Below are 18,912 nucleotides of genomic sequence, written 5' to 3'. Positions count from 1 at the left end.
GTGGCCGTTACTTCCTTTTTCGCTGGTGATTGAACGTGTTGGCGTTGCTTGGAAGCTGGATTTTTGGGTTAACCTGTTTAAGTGCACCGTATAAGTTCTTTCGAGAATAGGGGTAGTTCATGCACAGTTGGTGGACTTCCCCGTTTTTCATTTGCACGTTTATGTTAGTCATATAGCCTGAGCCAATATTCAGCTTGTGCTCGATGGCTACAATATCCAGAGGACTGATTCTGAAGCACCACTCCTCAAAAATAGGGTGGTGGCTATAGAATTCCTTTTCCGTGACGTAAATTTCGAATTTGTCCCTTCTTTTCAGCAGCCAGGCCAGAATTACGGCCAGGACGACTGCGACAGCAATAGCTCCTTTCTTAACCACATCGTATATTTTTTCGAAGTCCAGCTGGTCTTTAAAGAAGTGTTGAAATAAATAGAGAATAACGGGTATTGCCAGCATGTTGAGCGCAACACTTACAGCTTGTCGGATTTGGCTTTTTTTGTAGTGGAATAGCATGGGCGAATCTCGTTATTGTCATGTGCACACAGATTTCCTGACCGGTTTGAACGTTAACCCCTGAATTCAGATCAAAATTATAGGCCACCAATCCACGAAAAGTCCGTCAATCAGTCAGCAAGCCTTGCCAAGTTACTTCACCAGCTATGACATCGACAAAAGCCTGCGCGCTGAACCCCTTTGGGTAAAGCGTTCTCGGCTCTTGTGCGGCTTCTGTATCCAGTGGTTGGAGGTAATGCCTTTGGTCTTTGAGTGCGACCTCTATGACTTCTCTGGATACAACGCGGAAACCACCAATCAACTCACCGTCACACTCTATCGAAGTATCAACTATCCAGGAGTGGAGCGTTAGCTCACGATCAGTTGCGGGCAATTCAAGCGCGTTTTTCAGTGACGCATCAGTTTGTAGTAGCGCATCAAGTGCATGTCGCTTGCGCCGCAGTTGTCTGGCGGCCTTGCGCAAGGTGTTGGTTTGGTGCATCCATACTTCGCTTTTAGAAGCGCGTATGAATCCTGACTTCACTTCAAGCAATAGAATTACACCTTCAAGGTGGCAAATAACATCCATTTCACCTGCGTTGTCGCCTTCTATAACTGGAGGCTGGTATCCCACTACCACAGTAAAACCTGCATGGCGGAGGGTTTCTGCTAGATGGTGCTCGACACGCTCGGTTTCGCTGCGTAGGTCGGGCCTGCGGCCACCAATTCGACGTAGTGTGTTAACGGCAGCGACCAGGTTGTTTTGCTGGCCTACAACCCAGGGAAACTGAAAGCTGTAGCGACCTATTTTGTGGAACGGCTGTTCATGTAGCTTCGGAACGGGGGCATGAGGATGGCGTTTTATCTGCGCCGAAAGCAGGCGCAGATCTACAGTCCAGAACGCAAGGATAGCTTTCGCTGCCGCTGGGCTCCCTTTGGGGTGGGCATCACATACTGTCCAACTGCGTACTCGCTTAATTTTTTCAGGGAGTTCTGACCAGGTCATCGGGAAACGGTTTTCACCTGCGAGTAAGCCTTCAAAAGCCAAGGCTCCTAATGCGGAAATAGTGGAGTCTGTCTGGCTACGCAAATGGCGGTAGGCTTCCAGAAATGCGGTTGAAAAAAAGACGGAAGATAATTCACTGGCTAGCAAAAGTTGGTGTAAATCCACGCCGGTACCGTCTTCCAGTGTTATCTTGTCCTCAAAACCAAAGACACTCTGCATGACAAGCCTTCCGCGAATAGCCTTGATCCAGGCCAATTGATTGGCATCATGGTTTTCAGGGTCGCCAATAGCGACTTCAGCTATTCCACTCGATATAAACTCATCAATAGCCCGGTGTAGCCAGTAATGCCATAGCAGCCGTGTTTTTTCTTCTGTTTGCTGCCAGCGGCGAAGGTTGTCTGGGCTGGGTCTGAAGGTGACTGGTTTTCCAGGCTTCCATTGGTAATGGACATCGCGGTCAAAACTGAAGGAGTCGACAGTAGCCTCATAATCAAGGCGTTCGCTCATTGAAGCGATAAGGACGGCTACCGACTCCAGATAGGCGATGCATTTCTGTTTTGAGGCGCCACCAGGAAACAGCAAAGGGGAAAGATGGCGTTTGAGGGACTTCCCCAGCCCTTTCTCTGTGAGCTGAAAGTCGCGCTCACTGCAGTGCTGCAATTTGCGCTGAATAATGCGCTCGTATACGGCCCATCCCCGCAGTGTCTCTTGGTTGCTTTCATCTATGGATGAGTAAGCAAGTATGCTGAGATAGGAGAGCAGCTCGAGCAGTGATAGCTGCTTTAATTGCCTCTCAGCTTCCTCTATCAGTTGGTCGAAAGGTTTAAATTGTTCCAGTAATCGGTCACATACGTTGAAAAAGTCGCTCCAGCCAGATCCCGATGTCGATTCCTTCAAATACTGCAGAACCTTGGAGTCAGTCCTGGTGAACAGCTTCGAGTAGCGGATTGCCCAGCGCAACAGTTCAGGATTACTGCGTGCCAGGTGATCTAGCAGAGAGTTGTCAATTTCATCCAGCACCCACAGCACTTGAGACAGCGCAACACTTGCCAGTTTTGTGTCTTCCAGCACCGAGGGTTGCCACCAAAATTCCAAACCTAAAAGCCCGGCAGCGCGCTCGCGTTTGGAGTGTTTGCCCGCGGGCTTGCTGTCCAGGAAATCATGTAAACATTCATTTGCAGACGCTGAATGATTCAGTGTTGCCGTGTAGAGCGACCATCGCGTTTGATAATAGAGCGTGCAAGGAGAGTCATTCATCATGCTTTGGATGAGTCCGCAATCTGCTGGGGGCGCAGGTTTGGCTGGTGAGCCTTGGGCCGGCAAAAGAATAATTTTTAAATCGACAGCAAGACTAGAGGGATTTCGCAACTGTACCATCGTTTTGTCACGCTTTGCAGTGGCTCACTTGGCGCCCATACTTCTTTAGTTAAACATTTTGGCGTTGTTTGAAAGACAGGGGAGGGAATCGGTAGGCCCGAAGGCCTACCGGAAAGGGGCGGGCTCAGAACCCGTTAACGGGTGCTGTTGAACCAGCGCCTGACTCAACGTCGTCATCGCTTGCCGGTTTTGTCATCAGGTGGTTGAGTGAATCGCTTGTCCGTGTATTAACAGCAATTACTTCAAAACTGTCATTAACGCTATCGCCTTCATAAGTCACCCGGATCAAGCGGTGAGGGCTTATCAAACCCAGGTCTATAGAATCGCGACTTTCGTCAGTTACCTGGCTGGGCCCACTGCCTGCGGCTACGCCCACCTTCATTAGCGCATCGGGAAACGTGAACATCGTACCGCCACCAAGGTCTACATCCATCGTACGAAGGTAGCCAACGCGGGACACTCGATAATTGGTAATTCTGCCGTTGCTGGGATCAACATCTGCTTCGTGTAGCGCGGAGGGAGAAAACGGAATGTTTGCAGAGTACAACTTTTTACCAATTACCTCAGTATTGCCCGTCGTAGGGTCATAAGCCATCAGCCAGGGTGCGGCTGCAAGGCTTGCATCAGTTTTACCGTTGTCGTTGGATGCATCGACGTAAAACGATCGATAGTCGCGATTGGCATCGTTTGTCAGCTCTTGCAGTTCCGCCAGGCTGGTTGTGGTCGGAATGTCGTCGGTCAGATTTTGGTCGGGTGGCCCGCCGCCGAACGGGTTACCCCCGCCTCCATCCCCATCACCACCGCCGCAGGCCGCAAGGCCCAGCGCAGCAGCCCGGCAAAAATCAGGGTGCGTGTCGGATAGAATCTGGAAGCCAGTGACTGGCTGCTTTTTTGCTGTTTCAGTTCGTTAGAGTTAGACATTCCGTATCTCCTTTCACCGCTTGGTAAACTCGTTTTTTCGGTAGCAAGCCCTTTAGCCGGCCACCGCTTACAATTCAGCGTATCGGTGGCGTAGCTAATGGTGGCAGTTGGCCATACTCACTTTAGGCGGCTGCGCCGAAGACCGGTATCACTCAAATGGGGGATGCCTGGTGCGCAAACTTTTCACGAGGAATAGGGGCTTGAATTATTGATTTGGTGAACGGTTTCTATAATTAGCTGCAGTTTCAGTTTGTTGCGTTTGGCTTTTCCGGTTATTGTCACTCTCAAACCATTAACAATTGTTTACCCTGCGGAGCCCGCCCGGCCATGCTTGATTACATTGCACTCGGCATACTGATTTTTGCCGCCATAACCGTTTTTTACGGAATCATCGTAATTCACGATATTCCCTACGATATTGCTGAAAAGCGACGCCATCCCCATGCTGATGCCATTCATGTAGCCGGGTGGATCAGTTTGTTAACGCTGCATGTTATTTGGCCCTTTTTATGGATATGGGCAACCCTCTACAGAGAGGACAGGGGTTGGGGCTTTAACAAGCGTGCCGCGGTAGCACAAGCCGACCCTGAAACGGAAGCAGCCAGCACAACGGATGCGTCTATTGCCGAGCTCAAAGTTCAAGTATCCGAACTGAGTGCGCAGGTTGTGCAGTTACAGCAATCGGCTAACCAGCCAGCGGGAGATGAACGCTAATGGATCTTTTATTAGTTCTTACCTATACCGCGCTGTGCATTGCCATTTTTAAGATTTTCAGAATCCCGTTGAACAAGTGGACGGTACCTACCGCGGTATTGGGTGGCGTTGTTTTGATTGGCGGGCTGATTTTCAGCATGAATTATAATCATCCGTTTTCCGAAGCAAGTCGCGATTACTTTGTTACTACACCCATCGTGCCAACCGTTAGCGGCCGGGTAGTTGAGGTCAAAGTTCAGGGTGGCGTGAAGGTAAAAAAAGACGACGTGCTTTTCGTGATAGACCCAGAACCCTTTCAGTTCAAGGTTGACTCGATTCGTGCACAGTTAAAATCCGCTAAGATTGACCAAAAAAGGGCGCTGGAGTTGGTAAGGCGCGGAGCCGGCAGTCAGCGCGCAGCCGACCTCAGTACTGCGCAAGCAGATACATTGCAAGCTCAACTCGCTGAAGCGGAATTTAACCTCAGCGAGACCGTTGTCCGGGCGCCAACCGATGGCTACGTGGCGCAGTTGGCTTTGAGGCCCGGCATGATGGCAGTCTCTCTGCCGCTGCGACCTGTCATGGTGTTTGTGCATGCGGAAGACCTGTACTTTGTAGGCTGGTATCGCCAGAACAGCCTGTTGCGCCTGCAGGCGGGCAATGAGGCTGAAGTGGCTTTGAACGGGCTTCCTGGCCAAGTATTTTCCGGCAGGGTGAAAAGCGTATTACCGGCACTGGCTGAAGGCCAGGTTCAGGCAAGTGGTAACTTGATCAACCCATTGGCGGCTGTTCATCCGGGGCGGATACCGGTGCTGATTGAAATTACGGATCCAGATTTCCAGCAGTATGTGGGCACAGTGCCTGGTGGTGCCTTTGGGCAAAGTGCGATTTATAGCGAGCATTTTCATCACGTAGCGATCATGCGGAAAATACTCTTGCGGATGTCTTCTTGGGTTAACTACCTGTTCCCCTTCCATTAAAAGACTGTTGTCTGAGCAATGCCGCTTGTGATGATGTTTGTCCAAGCGGCATAGATGCTCTGCGGAGCAGTTCTCAGTTTTCCATATAGTGCTGAATCTCCGTGAACACCTGGTCCATAAACGGTTGATCGAGGGGTAACAGATGCCCGCTTTCAGGCAGGATGTTCAGTGATGCATTGGGTATTTCCTGAGCCAGGTGCCGCGCGAATTCCACAGGGACAAAGGTATCCTTCTCTCCCTGATAGATATGTACTGGCACCTGAATTTCTGCCAGGTAAAAAGGCCAGGCAGCCCATTGCACTTCGAGATCCTGAATAGCACCTTTCACGCCCTGAATTAATGCTTCCTGTTGGTTGCGGACAAATAGCTCAGAGCGCGCCTTGTCGTTAAGCAGAGCTTGATCTGAAGGGGGCATCTCGGCTTCTGCCACGGCCATATAGGCACCCGGTAGAGTCAGGTCCGCCCAGCGGGCTACTTTGAGTGCTTGCTTGAACAGCGCCGGATGCTCTTCTGACAACTCAGGGCCGCGTAACCCATAGTCACTCATCGCCTGGAGAGCCTTGTCGTACTCGCCGAAGTTGGTGTATCCGGATATCGAGATGGCAAAGCGAACGCGCTGGGGTAAATAGTAAGCAGTCGCAAGCACGGGTGGGCCGCCACTGGACCAGCCCATTAAACCAAACTCATCCAGCCCCTTTTCATCCGCCAGTTTTTCCATGTCAGCGGCAAAGTCCAGCAGGCCATAATTCGGGACGAAACTGGATGCCCCTATTCCTGGCCTATCCATAACGATCAGGCGGATCCCGTAATCCTTGGCTTTGGCATCCAAAAACAAGAGCTCCAGGCGGGAGCCAGGGTTGCCATGAGCATAAAGTACGGGAAAGCCTTGTGGGTCTCCGCGCTCCAGCCATGCGACACGGCGCGAGTTCCAGATCGAAAATTGGGGAGTTCCTTCATCGGGCTGCTTTGTCTCAACAACGCTTCGATCCGCTTTCGTGGATGCGCAGCCGGGCAGCACTGCCCACAGCGATATTGAAATCAATGTAAATAAAATCCGTGACACGTTGATTACCTCATTCAAGACAGCATTTATTGTAGTTGTTGCGCAGTTGTTCTGCCTGTTCAAGAGAAGGGCGGGCCTGGGCGCATGGCTCAGAGGCGGAATAATAACTGGCTGAACAAGGTTGTAAAACGGCGCATTTACGGCGGTATCATTCATTTGGGGGATATACAGCTTAAATTGACACTGCTAATTTCAAGCATTAAGTATGCAGGTTAATAAGGAACACTCTTTGCAATAGTAGAGTGATCAGAAACGACAGGGAGAGGTTGGAATGTCCGAAATAGCCGAATCGAAAAGCAGCCATGCATCGGCGTCCATGATTGGAGGTGCGCGCGGTGTGTTGATTGCTGTAGTTGCTTCGCTAGGACTTATCGCCTGTGGCGGAAGTAGCGATGGCAACGACACTGATGATCAAAATCCCACCACCACTACCCCTATGTCGGGCAATGCTCAAAAAGGGCCATTTCAGGCTGGCGGCGCTGCGACGGCCATTCAGCTACAAGCCGATGGTTCGCTTGGCAGCGCTTCTGTTTCGGGTGATATAGCGTCCAATGGTGGTTTTAGTCTTACGGGTGCTGACTGGGCGGGCCCGACCCAACTTAAAATGACAGGTGTGTTTTTTAATGAGGCTGTCAGCAATTTCACCAGCGATAGCGCCACACTTCATGCCGCCATCACATTGCCGGATGATGCCAGTGCCAACGTGAACCTGTTTACCCACTTTGCTGCGGCACGTACCCGGACGCTAATGGCTGCTGGTGCTGATTTTGGCAACGCTCGCGCTCAGGCACGTGACGACTTGAACGCTATCATAGGCATCAATGCGGTCCCAGCCTCACTTGATCTTCACGAGGAAAAGGGTAGCACTGCACACCAGAGTGACAGTGCGAACTTGTTACTGTTCTCTGCAGCCACATTGACTGCAGGTATAGACCAAGCCGGAATCGATTCGATTGCTGAAGATTTTGCAGATGACGGTCAGATCAACGGTGTTGGGCAAATCAAGTTCGACGAAATTAGGCAGGCGGCTGCGGACCATCCAGACTTGCTCGCTACCGCACGTGCCAACATGCAAGCCCAATATGGCGCTGTTCCACCGGATAACGCCACGGGTCTGAGCCCCGTTTGGGTTCCCGGTGCGCCGCCTCTGCCTGTTGCATCGTTCACTTTCAGCGGATCACTCAAAGCCGGCGACCCCCAGTCTTTTGACGCAGATACCTCAACTGGCGATACGCTGACTTACGCTTGGGAATTCGGCGATGGTGATGCGGCCACCGGCGCACAGGCAACACATGTTTATGCGGATGCGGGTAACTACACGGCAGTACTTACGGTTACAGACAGAGGTAATCGTAGCGACACTGAACCTCTTGATCTGGCCATTACAGAAGGTTCAACACCGCCGGCGCCACCAACCGCAGCCTTCAGTGTCAGCGGTGATCAAGTAGCGAATCAGAACCTGACGTTTAATGCGGGCGATTCGATGGGCGCGAATCTTACATATGACTGGACGTTTGGTGATGGCAATATGGCCCATGGCGCACAGGCAACTCACGCATACACGTCTGCAGGGAGTTACAGCGTTGAACTGACGGTAACTGACAGTGTAAGCCAAACGGATACAACAACTCAGATTTTAACCATTATCGCTTCACCGAATATGGTGCAAAAGGTATCCGCGAGCGACCTCACGGATGATGATAGTTTCGGCGTTTCGGTTGCGATGGACGGCGACACTGCGGTGATAGGGGCGGAATTCGCCGAAATTGGTCGCGACAGGGACGCTGGTTCAGCCTATGTATTTACGCGCGTTAACGGTGTTTGGAGCGAGAGCAAGCAGCTTATCGCGAGTGACAAGTCGAGCATTGATTACTTTGGCTCTTCGGTTGCCATTGATGGCGATACTATAGTAGTTGGTGCGAGAAATGCTGACGGCGGGGGCGCGGCCTATGTGTTCGCCCGCTCGAACGGTGCCTGGAGTGAGCAGGCTAAACTTGTGGCAGACGTTCGAGTGCCTAGAGAGAGCTTCGGTAGTGCGGTCGCGATTGAGGGCGATACCGTACTAGTGGGTGCCATTGGGTACTATAAAAATGGTGCAGGGCTACAGGGCGCTGCGTATGCTTTTACTCGAACAGGCAGTTCCTGGAGCCAGCAGGCTAAACTTACTGCAATCGGTGGTTCTGAGCCTGAAATTGCAAAGTTTGGCCACGCAGTCGCTCTCCAAGGTGACACCGCCATGATTGGCGCGCCTTTTACCCGTCTCAGTGGTAACAATGCAGAAGGTGCGGTCCATGTTTTTACCCGCTCGGGTAATAGCTGGAGCCATGATCAGATGCTGGCAGTCGGTGTTAGTGAGGGCAAGGCGCTATTCGGTTACTCAGTTTCTATCTCCGGTGAAACCGCCGTGATAGGGCAGAGTCAAGGCACCGTCGGCACCAAAACGTCGCAAGGTTCAGCCTATGTTTACGATCGGGTTGGGGGCGTTTGGAGCAAGAGCCAGCGGCTTACGGCAAGTGATGGCGAGTCACGCGATATATTCGGGAGTTCGGTCTCTATTCTCGACGACACCATACTGATTGGGGCTGGTTTCGCAGACGCCTATGCCGGGCAATCAGGTGTGGCCTACGTGTTTACGCGTTCCGGCGGTACATGGAGCGAGCAGGACAAGCTATGGGCAGAGCCCGCTCGGCAGGATGATCGTTTTGGCTATGCAGTCTCCCTTGATGGCAACACAGGCTTGATCGGTGCATATACCTCGAGTTATTACTTGGCGCCAGGTAAGGCTTATTTTTACGATTTTAGTGATTTAGTCTCGCCGTGATTGGTTGAGTGCATTATTACACATAGGAGTTGTGCTTATGTGAACAGCGGATGGACGAGTTTTAATCGCTTTTCTAATGCTTGCGCTTGCTGGCTGCAGCGCAAACTGGCGCTGTTGCCTTGTCAAAACGGCAGTGCCGCTTTATTAAACACGAACCGCCATTAACCTTAAAACTACGGTTCTGTAATTTGCTGAGTGCGAGGCTGTCTCCTAGGCTTTTGGTTAAAGCCACCGAGCACAAGGAGTCTTGCTATGCCAGATAACCATGTTTACAAGAAAGTTGAAATTGTTGGTTCATCAGAAACCAGCATCGAAAACGCAATTGACAATGCACTCGCGGAATCGGCGAAAAGCATTCAGAACATGGAGTGGTTTGAGGTCATGGAAACCCGAGGTCATATTGTTGATGGCAAAGTTGGCCACTACCAGGTATCGCTTAAAATTGGTTTCAGGGTTAATCAGGGCTGATGGCCAGGCCTGGCCGGGGAGTCTGGCCAGGCTCCCCGGCCAATAAGGGTAGGCTATGCCTTTCTGAACGGCAGCGCCGCCTTGGCCTCTTCGTAATACCCCATAACCTGCTCCGCCTCTTCATGGGTAAATGCCTTAATTGCATCATGAAACCCTGAGTGAGTAATGCCGTGCCATGAGTGGGTCAACACCGGCTCAAAGCCTCGCACCAATTTGTGCTCACCTTGCGCACCTGCATCAAATGTTTGAAGGCCTAACTCGATGGCCAGTTCAATGCCCTGGTAGTAGCAGGTTTCAAAGTGCAGGTGATCGTATTCCTCAAGGCAGCCCCAGTAGCGGCCGTAGAGTGTGCTCCCTCCACTTAGAAATAATGCACCCGCAATCATTTCGCCCTCTTTAATTGCAATGATCACATGCAGGTGTTCGGGCATGGCTTCTCGTATCTGCTCAAAGAACTGTCGGTTCAGGTAGGGGCGTTGTCCGCGCTTGAGGTAGGTGGCCTGATAGAAAACATAAAACGCCGCTAGAATGTGATCAGATATATCCCGCCCATCAAAGCGGTTAAAGGTGATGTCTTGCTCGGCTACCTGGCGGCGTTCTTTGCGAATGGATTTACGTTTGCGGGAGGTAAGTTTGTCCAGGAAGTCATCAAAGCGTGCATAGCCGTTGTTGCGCCAGTGGAACTGGCAGCCTATTCGGTGCAGCTGAGTTTCGTGTTGAAGCAGTTGCTGGTCTTGCGCGTTCGGAAACAAAAGGTGCCACGAGTGAGCGCCAAGTTTGGCGATAAGGGCGTCAAGAAGGTCATGAATACTTTGGGCGTCAAGAGCGCTGCGAAGTTGTGGATCAAGCAATAATCGTGATCCCTGGGACGGTGTAAACGGAACGGCAATCAGGAGTTTCGGATAATAGCTCATTCCGTAGCGTTGGTAGGCATCTGCCCAGGCCCAGTCAAACACATACTCGCCCATGGAGTGGGATTTCAGATAGGCCGGGGCAACTCCGGCAATTTCGCCGCCCATGCGGAATATCAAGTGGCTAGGCTTCCAGCCAGTTGTTTCACTGGTGCAGCGGGTGCTTTCCAGCGCTTCAAAAAATTCGTACCGGAGAAACGGGTTGCCGGTGCCTGCCAGCCTTTCCCAAGTATCCCTGGGGATGTCGGAAAGGGCATGACAGGCCTCGAGTGTTATAGAAGAAACTGCGGGTTCTGACATGGTTGGGGCGTACTCCTTGATCGCTCCCCCTACCTTACGTCAAAACCCGGCTTGTGATCACTTCTTCAGGTTGTCACAGCGCTTTTTCATCTTGTCCTGCATTTTTTTCATGCGCTTTTCGTGCTTCTGGCGATTTTCTTCGTGCATTTCATTCCAGATTTCGCGCTGCTCATCGGTTAGCTTCAGGCGCTCAGCCATGGCCTCTTGCCGCTCGGCCATTTCTGCCTGGCGCTCGGCTTGGTCAAAGCGACCTTTGCCTTCGCGCATGTCTTCGCACATTTCTGTCATGTCGCGTTGGTTTCCATGGTGGCCGCCCCCGTGCTTGCCAGACGAGTTGCTTGCCATCAAGGTTGGGCTGGCTGCAAACAGTACGGAGGCCAGAAGGCCGGCAGTAATGACGGATGATTTACGTTTGCTCATGATGTTTCCTCGCGTTGTCAGCTGCTTTTCAGCAGAAGGTTGATTCGTTGACAGCTATGGTACTGCCTGGCTTGGTAAACGAGCGTCAATGTCATGTAAAGGTTCTGTAAAGGAGCTTAAGCCAGAGCCGGCAGACTCTCGGGCCCGTGATAGACTTCAGCTAACACTTTATGCGCAAATCAGGCGTTCAAAACCGGACAGAGAGTCAGGATGCAGAACAGGGTTCTATTGGTAGAGGATGACGATGAACTTCGTGAGCTGCTTGCTCGCTATTTGAGCGGCCAGGGGTTTACTGTGCGTGAAGCCGCCAATGGAAAAGATGGCTTGGCACTAGCGCTTGGTCAGCACTGCGATATTGTTGTGCTGGATATAATGCTGCCAGATATCAATGGGCTTGAGGTTCTGCGAGAACTGCGCTCCCAAACGCATCTGCCGGTGGTCTTGCTGACAGCCAGGGGAGACGAGACGGACCGAATTGTTGGCTTTGAAGTGGGTGCGGATGACTATATCCCCAAGCCTTGCAACCCTCGTGAGCTGGTGGCTCGTTTGCAAGCGATACTGCGTCGGGTCGCCTGGGATCAGAAGTCGGAAGTGAAGGCTGAGCAGCGCTATGGTGATTTGCGCATTGAGGCGGATCACCGGCGCATTTACCAAAATGATGAAGCGCTTGATTTAACAGCCACTGAGTATGAAATTCTCCAGGTGCTGCTGGCCCATGCGGGCAGTGTGGTTCGAAAAACCGACCTTATGCAATGGGCTTTGGGGCGACGCCTTGAAGCTTTTGACCGGACACTGGATATGCACATCAGCAATCTTCGTAAAAAGCTTGGGAGTGACGATTCGCCAAGAATTGAAACGGTGCGCGGTCTTGGCTACAGCTATCGGGTGTCCGAATGAACGCCCGTTTTCAATCCCGTTTTATAGTACCGCTGTTTTGGCGAATTTTTGTGCTGATCTGGCTGGCCATGGCGATAGCCGTCATAGTGAGTAGCCTGGCTTCCCGTGTATTGCTGGATCGCGAACGCGCCGCCATTGAGCGTCAACTGGAGTTGCGGGACCTTGGTTTTGAAGTGTCTGCAATACAGGAGGCCCGCGGGCGCAGAGATGCTCATAGGTTTCTCAGGGCACAGGAGGATGAGCTGGGCCTGCACCTTATGATGATCAGCGCGGATGACGATAACCGTTTACCCGCCGCTATTCGCTCGCGGATAGATTCTGGTTGGTACCGGCAAAAGCCTGCCATTGTAGACGTTGGTGATGGCTACCGATTGGTTGCCTGGCCGAAAATGCACGGAGAGGGGTGGTTGGAGCCTCGGGTTTTCCGTTTTTTGGAAATGGGCCTGGCGTTCATTCTGATTACCCTTGCGTGTTGGTTAATAGCGCGTTACGTGTCGCGACCTATGCGGCACATGGAGTCTACGGCGCAGGCGATTGCCGGGGGTGACACACAGTTAAGGGTGAACGAACGTATTGCGGCTCGGCGGGATGAAGTGGGCCAGCTGGCGACGGCCTTTAATGCCATGACGGATCAGCTATGCACCCTGCTGGACCGGCAGAAGCATCTTTTGCGGGATATATCCCATGACTTGCGAACGCCGCTGGCGCGTCAGCGTATCGCCATTGAACTGGCCAGCGAAGGCAGCGTAGAGGAAGAACTGATGGCCAGCATCCTGCGCCAGAATGAGCGCCTGGATACCATGACAGGGCAAATATTGACTCTGTACCGGGTGACAGAGCAGGGCGGCGGCATCGCGCGGGAGCCGGTGCGCCCGGTGGATCTACTGAACCAGATTTTGCGGGATTCTGCAGACTATGCAGAGCATCATCGGGTGGCCTGCAAGCTGGACTCAATGCCTGAGAGTACCGGTGTGACCGTTCTGGGTGATGCGGGTCTGTTGCAGCGGGCGTTTGATAATATTTTGCAGAACGCTCTGGACTACACGCCACCGGGCAAGATCGTCCATGTTTCTTTGGCGTTGTCTTCAGGTTGGATAAGCCTGGCGATCGAGGACGAGGGGCCAGGCGTTGCAGAGGACGTTCTGGAACACCTCTTTGAGCCGTTTTTTCGCGCTGATAAATCCCGGGGAGGCCAGGGTTGGGGGTTAGGTTTGGCCATTGCCAAAGACATAATTGAGGCCCATGACGGCGACATTACCGCACGTAATAGTGAACATGGCGGTTTGCAGGTTGTCGCCCGGTTGCCGGTATTTGCGGCGGATTAATAAAATCACAGGCAATTCCATGAAAAAAGATTATCCCGTTCCTGCCGGCTACCTTGAGCGGGAAACGGAAATCAAAAAAAGCCGCTTCATTGCCCGGATTGCGCCTGTAGCTTCCCGGGAGGAAGTGAAGGTGTGGCTTGAAAAAGCCCATCAAGACCACCCCGATGCCCGTCATATCTGCTGGGCTTATCAGATAGGTCGCCCAGGCTCTGCAGCGGAAGCCGCCATGAACGACGATGGCGAGCCTTCCGGAACCGCAGGTAAGCCTATCCTCAACGTGATTCAGCACAAAGATATGGGCGACGTTCTGGTGATGGTTATTCGGTATTTCGGTGGCATAAAACTTGGCGCCGGAGGGCTTGTGAGAGCCTACGCCGGCGCTGCTGAGAGTGTGCTTTCCGAAGTGGGCAGGGTTTTTCACAAGCCGCTTAGCGCAGTAAACGTAGTGATGGGTTTTGCGGATGAGCAGCCACTGCGGCATTGGTGTGATGTTAATTCTGTGGAACTGGAATCAGTTACTTACGGTGCTTCTGTCACCGCCCGCGTTCTGGTTCCGGAAGAACTGGCTAATACCTTTAGCGCCTTTTGCGATGCACACAAACTGGATTACAGTTTCGAAACATGAATCGGCAAAAATGCATCGAACAAGTGTCTTGCGCGTATACTGATGTCAGGATTCCAAGAAACCAAGGGGTAGGCAATGGCTCGTATTCTGATGGCAGCACTGGTGGCACTGGCAATGACCGGGTGCGCCAGCAATGTGGTTACTGATTACAACTCCGCCGCGGCGTTCAGCAATTATTCAACCTGGAACTTCGTGTCCAACCCCGGCGAGCCCTCATTTATTTCTCTTGATGGAAGCCGTGTGCAGAGTGCGGTTGAGCGGGAGCTGAACCGTAAGTCCATGAACAAGGTGGCAGAACCGGAGGCCGACCTGCTGGTTAGCTGGCGGATTGTGGAAGAGGAACGCCTTGAGCAATCTGGCGTGGGCATGGGTTTAGGCTTTGGTACCGGTAATTTTGGTTGGGGGATTTCGTCACCGCCACCGGTGCGAGAAGTAAAAGAAGGCAAGCTGGTGATTGAGTTAGTCGATGCAAACTCGAAGGAAGTTGTATGGCGTGCAGCCAGTCGCCGTTACCTCAATGAAAAACAGTCCCCTGAAAAACGCGGAAAACTCATTGATGAAGTGGTTGCCGAGATGTTCACCAAGTATCCTCCTGATCTGGACTAAAAAATACAAAGGCCCTATCGAGGCATAGCTTCAAGGGCCTGGCATAGGGAAGGTAAATGGCTAAGCAATCTACAGGTGGGTTGGTATTTTCAACCGAGCAGGGGCGGATGTGTCCCGAATGCCGCAACCCGGTTTCAGACTGCACCTGCCGCGAGGCTCAGCGCCCTGAAGGTGATGGCGTTGTGCGGGTGAGTCGGGAAACCAAAGGGCGCAAAGGCAAAGGCGTTACTCTGGTTACGGGTATCCCCATGGATGACAAAGAGCTTAAAGCATACGCAAAAGTGCTCAAGGCCAAGTGTGGCACGGGCGGCACAGTTAAAGACGGGGTAGTGGAAATTCAGGGTGACCACCGGGCTCTGCTTGTACCCCTGCTGGAGCAAAAAGGCTGGGTTGTTAAGCGTTCAGGCGGCTGAAGGTATCGATACGAACTCTTTTTGAAAGGAGGCAGGCATGCACATACTGGTTTTGGGTGCGGGAGTTGTTGGAACAACCACCGCCTGGTTTTTGCAGAAGCAAGGACACCAGGTAACAGTGGTAGATCGGCAGAGCCAAGCAGGCCTGGAAACCAGTTATGCAAACGGGGGGCAGATTTCTGTTTCCCACGCCGAGCCTTGGGCGAATCCCTCCGCACCGTTGAAAGTGCTGAAATGGCTGTTTAAAGCGGATGCCCCCCTATTGTTCCGCCCAAGGATGGATCCTGCTCAATGGCGCTGGGCTCTGACTTTTCTGACTCAATGCACATCTGCAAAAGCCGCCCATAATATTCGCCAGATGGTGAATCTTGGTACGTATAGCCGCAGCCAGTTACAAACGTTGCGCCAAGAGGCTGGGCTTGAGTATGACCAGGTAGAGAAGGGTATTCTGCACTTTTACACCAACCCTGAAGAGTTCGATGCAGCGCTTGAGCCAACTCGAATCATGTGCGATCTCGGGTGTGACCGGCAGGTTATCGATGCGCAAAAAGCCGTAGATATCGAACCGGCCCTTAGTCATATCCAGCACAAAATTGCGGGTGCGACCTATACCCCTGAAGATGAATCCGGTGACGCGCGCAAGTTTACCCAGGCACTGGCCGAGCGGTGCCAGGAAGCCGGTGTAGAGTTCTGCTACCAAACTGACGTTCTTGGATTCGAACGCGCGGGTGAGCGAATTCTTGGCGTTCAGGTGTTGAAGGATGGGCATCATCATACGATGAGGGCAGACAGCTATGTGCTAAGCTTGGGAAGCTTCAGTGCAGTGCTGGCCCGCCAGCTTGGGTTGTTTTTGAACATCTATCCTGCCAAAGGCTACTCCATAACGGTACCGGTTAAGAATGACGAGGCTGCATTCAATGTGAGCCTTACAGATGACGAGTACAAGCTGGTTTACTCGCGCCTTGGCGACCGTATTCGCGTTGCGGGAACGGCCGAGCTGAGTGGCTATACCCGCAATCTTAATTACACCCGCTGCCGCGCCATTGTCCGCAGAACAGCAGAGATAATGCCTGAAGCGGGTTATTGGGATCAGGCCGAGTTCTGGACAGGCCTGCGACCAGCAACCCCCTCCAATGTGCCCTACGTGGGCAAAAGCCATTTTGCCAATCTGTATTTGAATACCGGCCACGGAACGCTGGGTTGGACCCATTCCTGTGGCTCGGCGGCTGCTCTGGCGGATATTGTTGAGGGCAGGAAGCCGGAAGTGGATTTCACCTTCTCAGGGCTTTAACGTTTCTTCCTGACATAAAGAACCTTGTTAACCCGGGCCACCAGTTCACCTTTTTCATCAACAATGTCTACATCCCATTCAGGTAAAAACTTATCGCCGCCGGCAGTGGCAGTGCGAATTGCTTCAAGGCGTTCGTCAGTCAGCTCAAAGTGAGCTGTCACCTTGCCTTTGCCAGGGCGGATAAAATCGATACAGGCAGATTTGTCCCAAACTATGTAGCCATTACCCAAGTTGTTCATCAGCAGCAACATGTACATAGGGTCAACCATGCTATACAGCGAACCACCAAAGTGCGTGCCCACGTAGTTGGTGTTGTACCAGCGCAGATTCATTTCGACGGTTGCTGAGCTGTAGTCATCCGCAATGTGGGTCACTTTAACGCCTGCGCCTGCATAGGGGCCGTATACATTCATTATTTTACGTACGCCGTTCGGGCTGGCTATCCAGTTGCGCAGTTTCGACATCATAGCGGTGAGGCTCTTTTACAGGAGTAAGTTGAGAAGGTTTTGAGGCGTGGGATTATACGTTGAAAAACAAAAATGGCCCGCAGGAAAACCTGACGGGCCATTTGGGTATTAAATCGGATTACTGCAGTTGGTCTCGAATCAGTTTTTTGTTGATCTTGCCGACACTGGTTTTTGGTATGTCTTCAACAAAATCCATCTGTTGGGGTATCGCCCACTTGTTGATCTCGCCGCTTTCGACGTGTTTTTGAAGGTGAGCCTGTATATCTTCCCGTGATGCCTGAACACCGGGTTTGAGTGTGATGAGTGCATAGGGTCTTTCTCCCCACTTTTCATCCGGAATGCCCACAACGGCCGCACCTGCCACCGCAGGGTGCTGGCTGATCAAGCTTTCCAAATCAAGGGATGAAAGCCACTCGCCGCCTGTCTTGATCACATCCTTGATGCGATCCTTGATGGTGAGGGTATTGTTTGGCTCGATGGAGGCGACGTCCCCTGTATGCAGCCAGCCGCCCTCCCAGAGCTCTTCACCTTTAGCAGGTTCTTTGAAGTAACTTTGGGTTAGCCAGGGGGCCCGGGCAACGACTTCACCCTGGGCTACACCATCGTGGGCCACCGGGTTGCCTGAAGGGTCAACAATTTCCAGCTCTACCATAGGGACGGCAATGCCAGTTTTGATCCGCTTGGCCGTTTGCTGCTCCAGTGGCAGCTCCAAATCCTCCGGCGTGAGGTGGGTAGCACTGAGCAGTGGGCATGTCTCTGACATGCCGTAGCCGGTGTACATGCGAATGCCCAGTTTGGCTGCGGCATCGCACAAACCCTTGGTCATTGCGCTGCCACCAATCAGCACCTGCCAGTTACTCAGGTCTGCTGTTTTAATGGACTCAGTGCCCATCAGCATCTGCATGATAGTAGGAACACAGTGGGAGAAAGACACCTTGTGTTCCTTGATCAGATCAACCAACAGCTCTGGCTCATAGCGGCCGGGGTAGACCTGCTTTATGCCCATCATGGTGGCGGCATAAGGAACGCCCCAGGCGTGAACGTGGAACATCGGCGTTACTGGCATATAGACCGACGAAGAGCGCAGCAGCGGCATCTCATCGTAGGCCGCAAGTGAGCCTGTCATGGCCAGAGTGTGCAGCACCAGTTGCCGGTGACTGAAGAATACACCCTTGGGATTGCCGGTTGTGCCAGAGGTGTAGAAGGTGGTTGCCACACTGTTTTCGTCGAAATCCGGGAAGTCGAATTTTGTGGCTGCATCGGCTAGTAGCGCTTCGTACTCTCCGGTGGTGGTGAGCTTCGTGGCTTTGGCTGTCTTTTCATCGCTAAGCTGGATGTATGTCTTAACGGTTGTTATTTCGCTCTGCAAACCCTCCAGAATCGGCAGGAAGTCATCGTGTACCAGAACCACATCGTCTTCCGCGTGGTTCATGGTGTAGACAATCTGTTCGGGTGACAGGCGCACGTTGATGGTATGTAAGATGGCACCGATCATTGGAATGGCGAAAAAGCATTCCAGATAGCGAGGAGTGTCCCAGTCCATAACCGCTACGGTGTCACCCGGTTTTACGCCCGCGTCGGTGAGAGCGTTGGCGAGGCGATGAATCCGCTCAACCAGATCCGTGTAGGTGTACTTACTGTGGTTGGCGTACACAATTTCTTGATCGGGCGAGTACCTTGGCCCGGATAGCAGTAACTGCTTTATCAGAAGAGGGTACTGATGGGCATTTTCAGCTGCGGGTAAAATTCGTGTTTTTGCCATGTGTCGAATCCTTATTCCCTGTTTTTAGTGTTGTCTGAGAAGTTGGGTCAATCTGACATAAATTTTTCAGGATCGG

Annotated in this window: 19 protein-coding genes; 10 read left to right on the top strand and 9 right to left on the bottom strand. The window is 52.3% G+C overall.

Going from position 1 to position 18,912, the window contains the following annotated elements; all coding sequences use genetic code 11:
• Positions 1-7: 7 nt before the first annotated feature.
• The 4 genes from Q0824_RS06340 to Q0824_RS06325 all read right to left on the bottom strand — a co-directional run bounded on the left by Q0824_RS06340 (position 8) and on the right by Q0824_RS06325 (position 3,794).
• Positions 8-511 (bottom strand): hypothetical protein, encoded by a 504-nt coding sequence (locus Q0824_RS06340; RefSeq protein WP_298448581.1) that lies wholly within the window; start codon positions 509-511, stop codon positions 8-10.
• A 106-nt stretch (positions 512-617) separates the two neighbouring features.
• Positions 618-2,756 carry a nuclease-related domain-containing protein gene (locus Q0824_RS06335; RefSeq protein ID WP_298448579.1) on the bottom strand — a complete coding sequence of 713 codons (2,139 nt, stop codon included), beginning with the start codon at positions 2,754-2,756 and terminating at the stop codon, positions 618-620.
• 241 nt (positions 2,757-2,997) lie between these two features.
• Positions 2,998-3,468, bottom strand: a complete 471-nt coding sequence (locus Q0824_RS06330) for a hypothetical protein (RefSeq protein WP_298448578.1) — start codon at positions 3,466-3,468, stop codon at positions 2,998-3,000.
• A gap of 143 nt (positions 3,469-3,611) precedes the next feature.
• Complete coding sequence (locus tag Q0824_RS06325) at positions 3,612-3,794, bottom strand: hypothetical protein (RefSeq protein WP_298448576.1); 183 nt, start codon at positions 3,792-3,794, stop codon at positions 3,612-3,614.
• A gap of 327 nt (positions 3,795-4,121) precedes the next feature.
• Between Q0824_RS06325 and Q0824_RS06320 the strand changes: the two genes are divergently transcribed.
• Together Q0824_RS06320 and Q0824_RS06315 are read left to right on the top strand one after the other, a co-directional pair.
• The gene (locus tag Q0824_RS06320) at positions 4,122-4,508 is read left to right on the top strand and encodes a DUF3302 domain-containing protein (protein ID WP_298448575.1); all 387 of its coding nucleotides are present in this window, start codon (positions 4,122-4,124) and stop codon (positions 4,506-4,508) included.
• A complete protein-coding gene (locus Q0824_RS06315) occupies positions 4,508-5,467 on the top strand; it encodes an HlyD family secretion protein (protein ID WP_298448573.1) in 960 nt (319 codons plus the stop codon). Before Q0824_RS06320 ends, Q0824_RS06315 begins: the two co-directional genes overlap by 1 nt.
• A 73-nt stretch (positions 5,468-5,540) precedes the next feature.
• Here the strand turns inward: Q0824_RS06315 and Q0824_RS06310 are convergent, their stop codons facing one another.
• Positions 5,541-6,530, bottom strand: a complete 990-nt coding sequence (locus Q0824_RS06310; protein ID WP_298448572.1) for an alpha/beta hydrolase — start codon at positions 6,528-6,530, stop codon at positions 5,541-5,543.
• Positions 6,531-6,801: 271 nt separating this feature from the next.
• Between Q0824_RS06310 and Q0824_RS06305 the strand changes: the two genes are divergently transcribed.
• Positions 6,802-9,351 (top strand): PKD domain-containing protein, encoded by a 2,550-nt coding sequence (locus Q0824_RS06305; RefSeq protein ID WP_298448571.1) that lies wholly within the window; start codon positions 6,802-6,804, stop codon positions 9,349-9,351.
• Positions 9,352-9,603: 252 nt separating this feature from the next.
• Entirely contained in the window at positions 9,604-9,819 is a 216-nt protein-coding gene (locus Q0824_RS06300; protein ID WP_298448570.1) for a dodecin, read from the top strand.
• Between the two features lie 53 nt (positions 9,820-9,872).
• On the opposite strand, the gene Q0824_RS06295 is transcribed toward Q0824_RS06300, so the two are convergent.
• Both Q0824_RS06295 and Q0824_RS06290 read right to left on the bottom strand, forming a co-directional pair.
• On the bottom strand, positions 9,873-11,030 hold the full coding sequence (locus Q0824_RS06295) for a GNAT family N-acetyltransferase (protein WP_298448568.1): 1,158 nt from the start codon (positions 11,028-11,030) through the stop codon (positions 9,873-9,875).
• 57 nt (positions 11,031-11,087) lie between these two features.
• Positions 11,088-11,450, bottom strand: a complete 363-nt coding sequence (locus tag Q0824_RS06290; RefSeq protein WP_298448566.1) for a Spy/CpxP family protein refolding chaperone — start codon at positions 11,448-11,450, stop codon at positions 11,088-11,090.
• Between the two features lie 210 nt (positions 11,451-11,660).
• On the opposite strand from Q0824_RS06290, the gene Q0824_RS06285 reads away from it, so the two are divergent.
• The 6 genes from Q0824_RS06285 (at position 11,661) to Q0824_RS06260 (ending at position 16,607) form a co-directional block, all read left to right on the top strand.
• Entirely contained in the window at positions 11,661-12,347 is a 687-nt protein-coding gene (locus Q0824_RS06285; RefSeq protein ID WP_298448564.1) for a response regulator transcription factor, read from the top strand.
• Positions 12,344-13,672 carry a sensor histidine kinase gene (locus Q0824_RS06280; protein WP_298448562.1) on the top strand — a complete coding sequence of 443 codons (1,329 nt, stop codon included), beginning with the start codon at positions 12,344-12,346 and terminating at the stop codon, positions 13,670-13,672. Before Q0824_RS06285 ends, Q0824_RS06280 begins: the two co-directional genes overlap by 4 nt.
• Positions 13,673-13,691: 19 nt before the next feature.
• The gene (locus tag Q0824_RS06275; RefSeq protein ID WP_298448560.1) at positions 13,692-14,297 is read left to right on the top strand and encodes a YigZ family protein; all 606 of its coding nucleotides are present in this window, start codon (positions 13,692-13,694) and stop codon (positions 14,295-14,297) included.
• Positions 14,298-14,372: 75 nt separating this feature from the next.
• Complete coding sequence (locus Q0824_RS06270) at positions 14,373-14,903, top strand: DUF4136 domain-containing protein (RefSeq protein ID WP_298448559.1); 531 nt, start codon at positions 14,373-14,375, stop codon at positions 14,901-14,903.
• A 56-nt stretch (positions 14,904-14,959) separates the two neighbouring features.
• The gene (locus Q0824_RS06265) at positions 14,960-15,316 is read left to right on the top strand and encodes a translation initiation factor Sui1 (protein WP_298448557.1); all 357 of its coding nucleotides are present in this window, start codon (positions 14,960-14,962) and stop codon (positions 15,314-15,316) included.
• A gap of 37 nt (positions 15,317-15,353) precedes the next feature.
• Positions 15,354-16,607: a D-amino acid dehydrogenase gene (locus Q0824_RS06260; RefSeq protein ID WP_298448555.1), complete on the top strand. Its 1,254-nt coding sequence runs from the start codon at positions 15,354-15,356 to the stop codon at positions 16,605-16,607.
• Here the strand turns inward: Q0824_RS06260 and Q0824_RS06255 are convergent.
• Positions 16,604-17,074: a DUF4442 domain-containing protein gene (locus Q0824_RS06255; protein WP_298448554.1), complete on the bottom strand. Its 471-nt coding sequence runs from the start codon at positions 17,072-17,074 to the stop codon at positions 16,604-16,606. The two genes, Q0824_RS06260 and Q0824_RS06255, sit on opposite strands and share 4 nt — an antisense overlap.
• A gap of 118 nt (positions 17,075-17,192) precedes the next feature.
• Positions 17,193-18,836 carry a fatty acid--CoA ligase gene (locus tag Q0824_RS06250; RefSeq protein WP_298448553.1) on the bottom strand — a complete coding sequence of 548 codons (1,644 nt, stop codon included), beginning with the start codon at positions 18,834-18,836 and terminating at the stop codon, positions 17,193-17,195.
• Between the last annotated feature and the right edge of the window lie 76 nt (positions 18,837-18,912).

The organism is uncultured Marinobacter sp., from assembly GCF_947488835.1.
Taxonomy (GTDB): Bacteria; Pseudomonadota; Gammaproteobacteria; order Pseudomonadales; family Oleiphilaceae; genus Marinobacter.
This window is presented reverse-complemented; position numbering and strand designations above follow the sequence as displayed.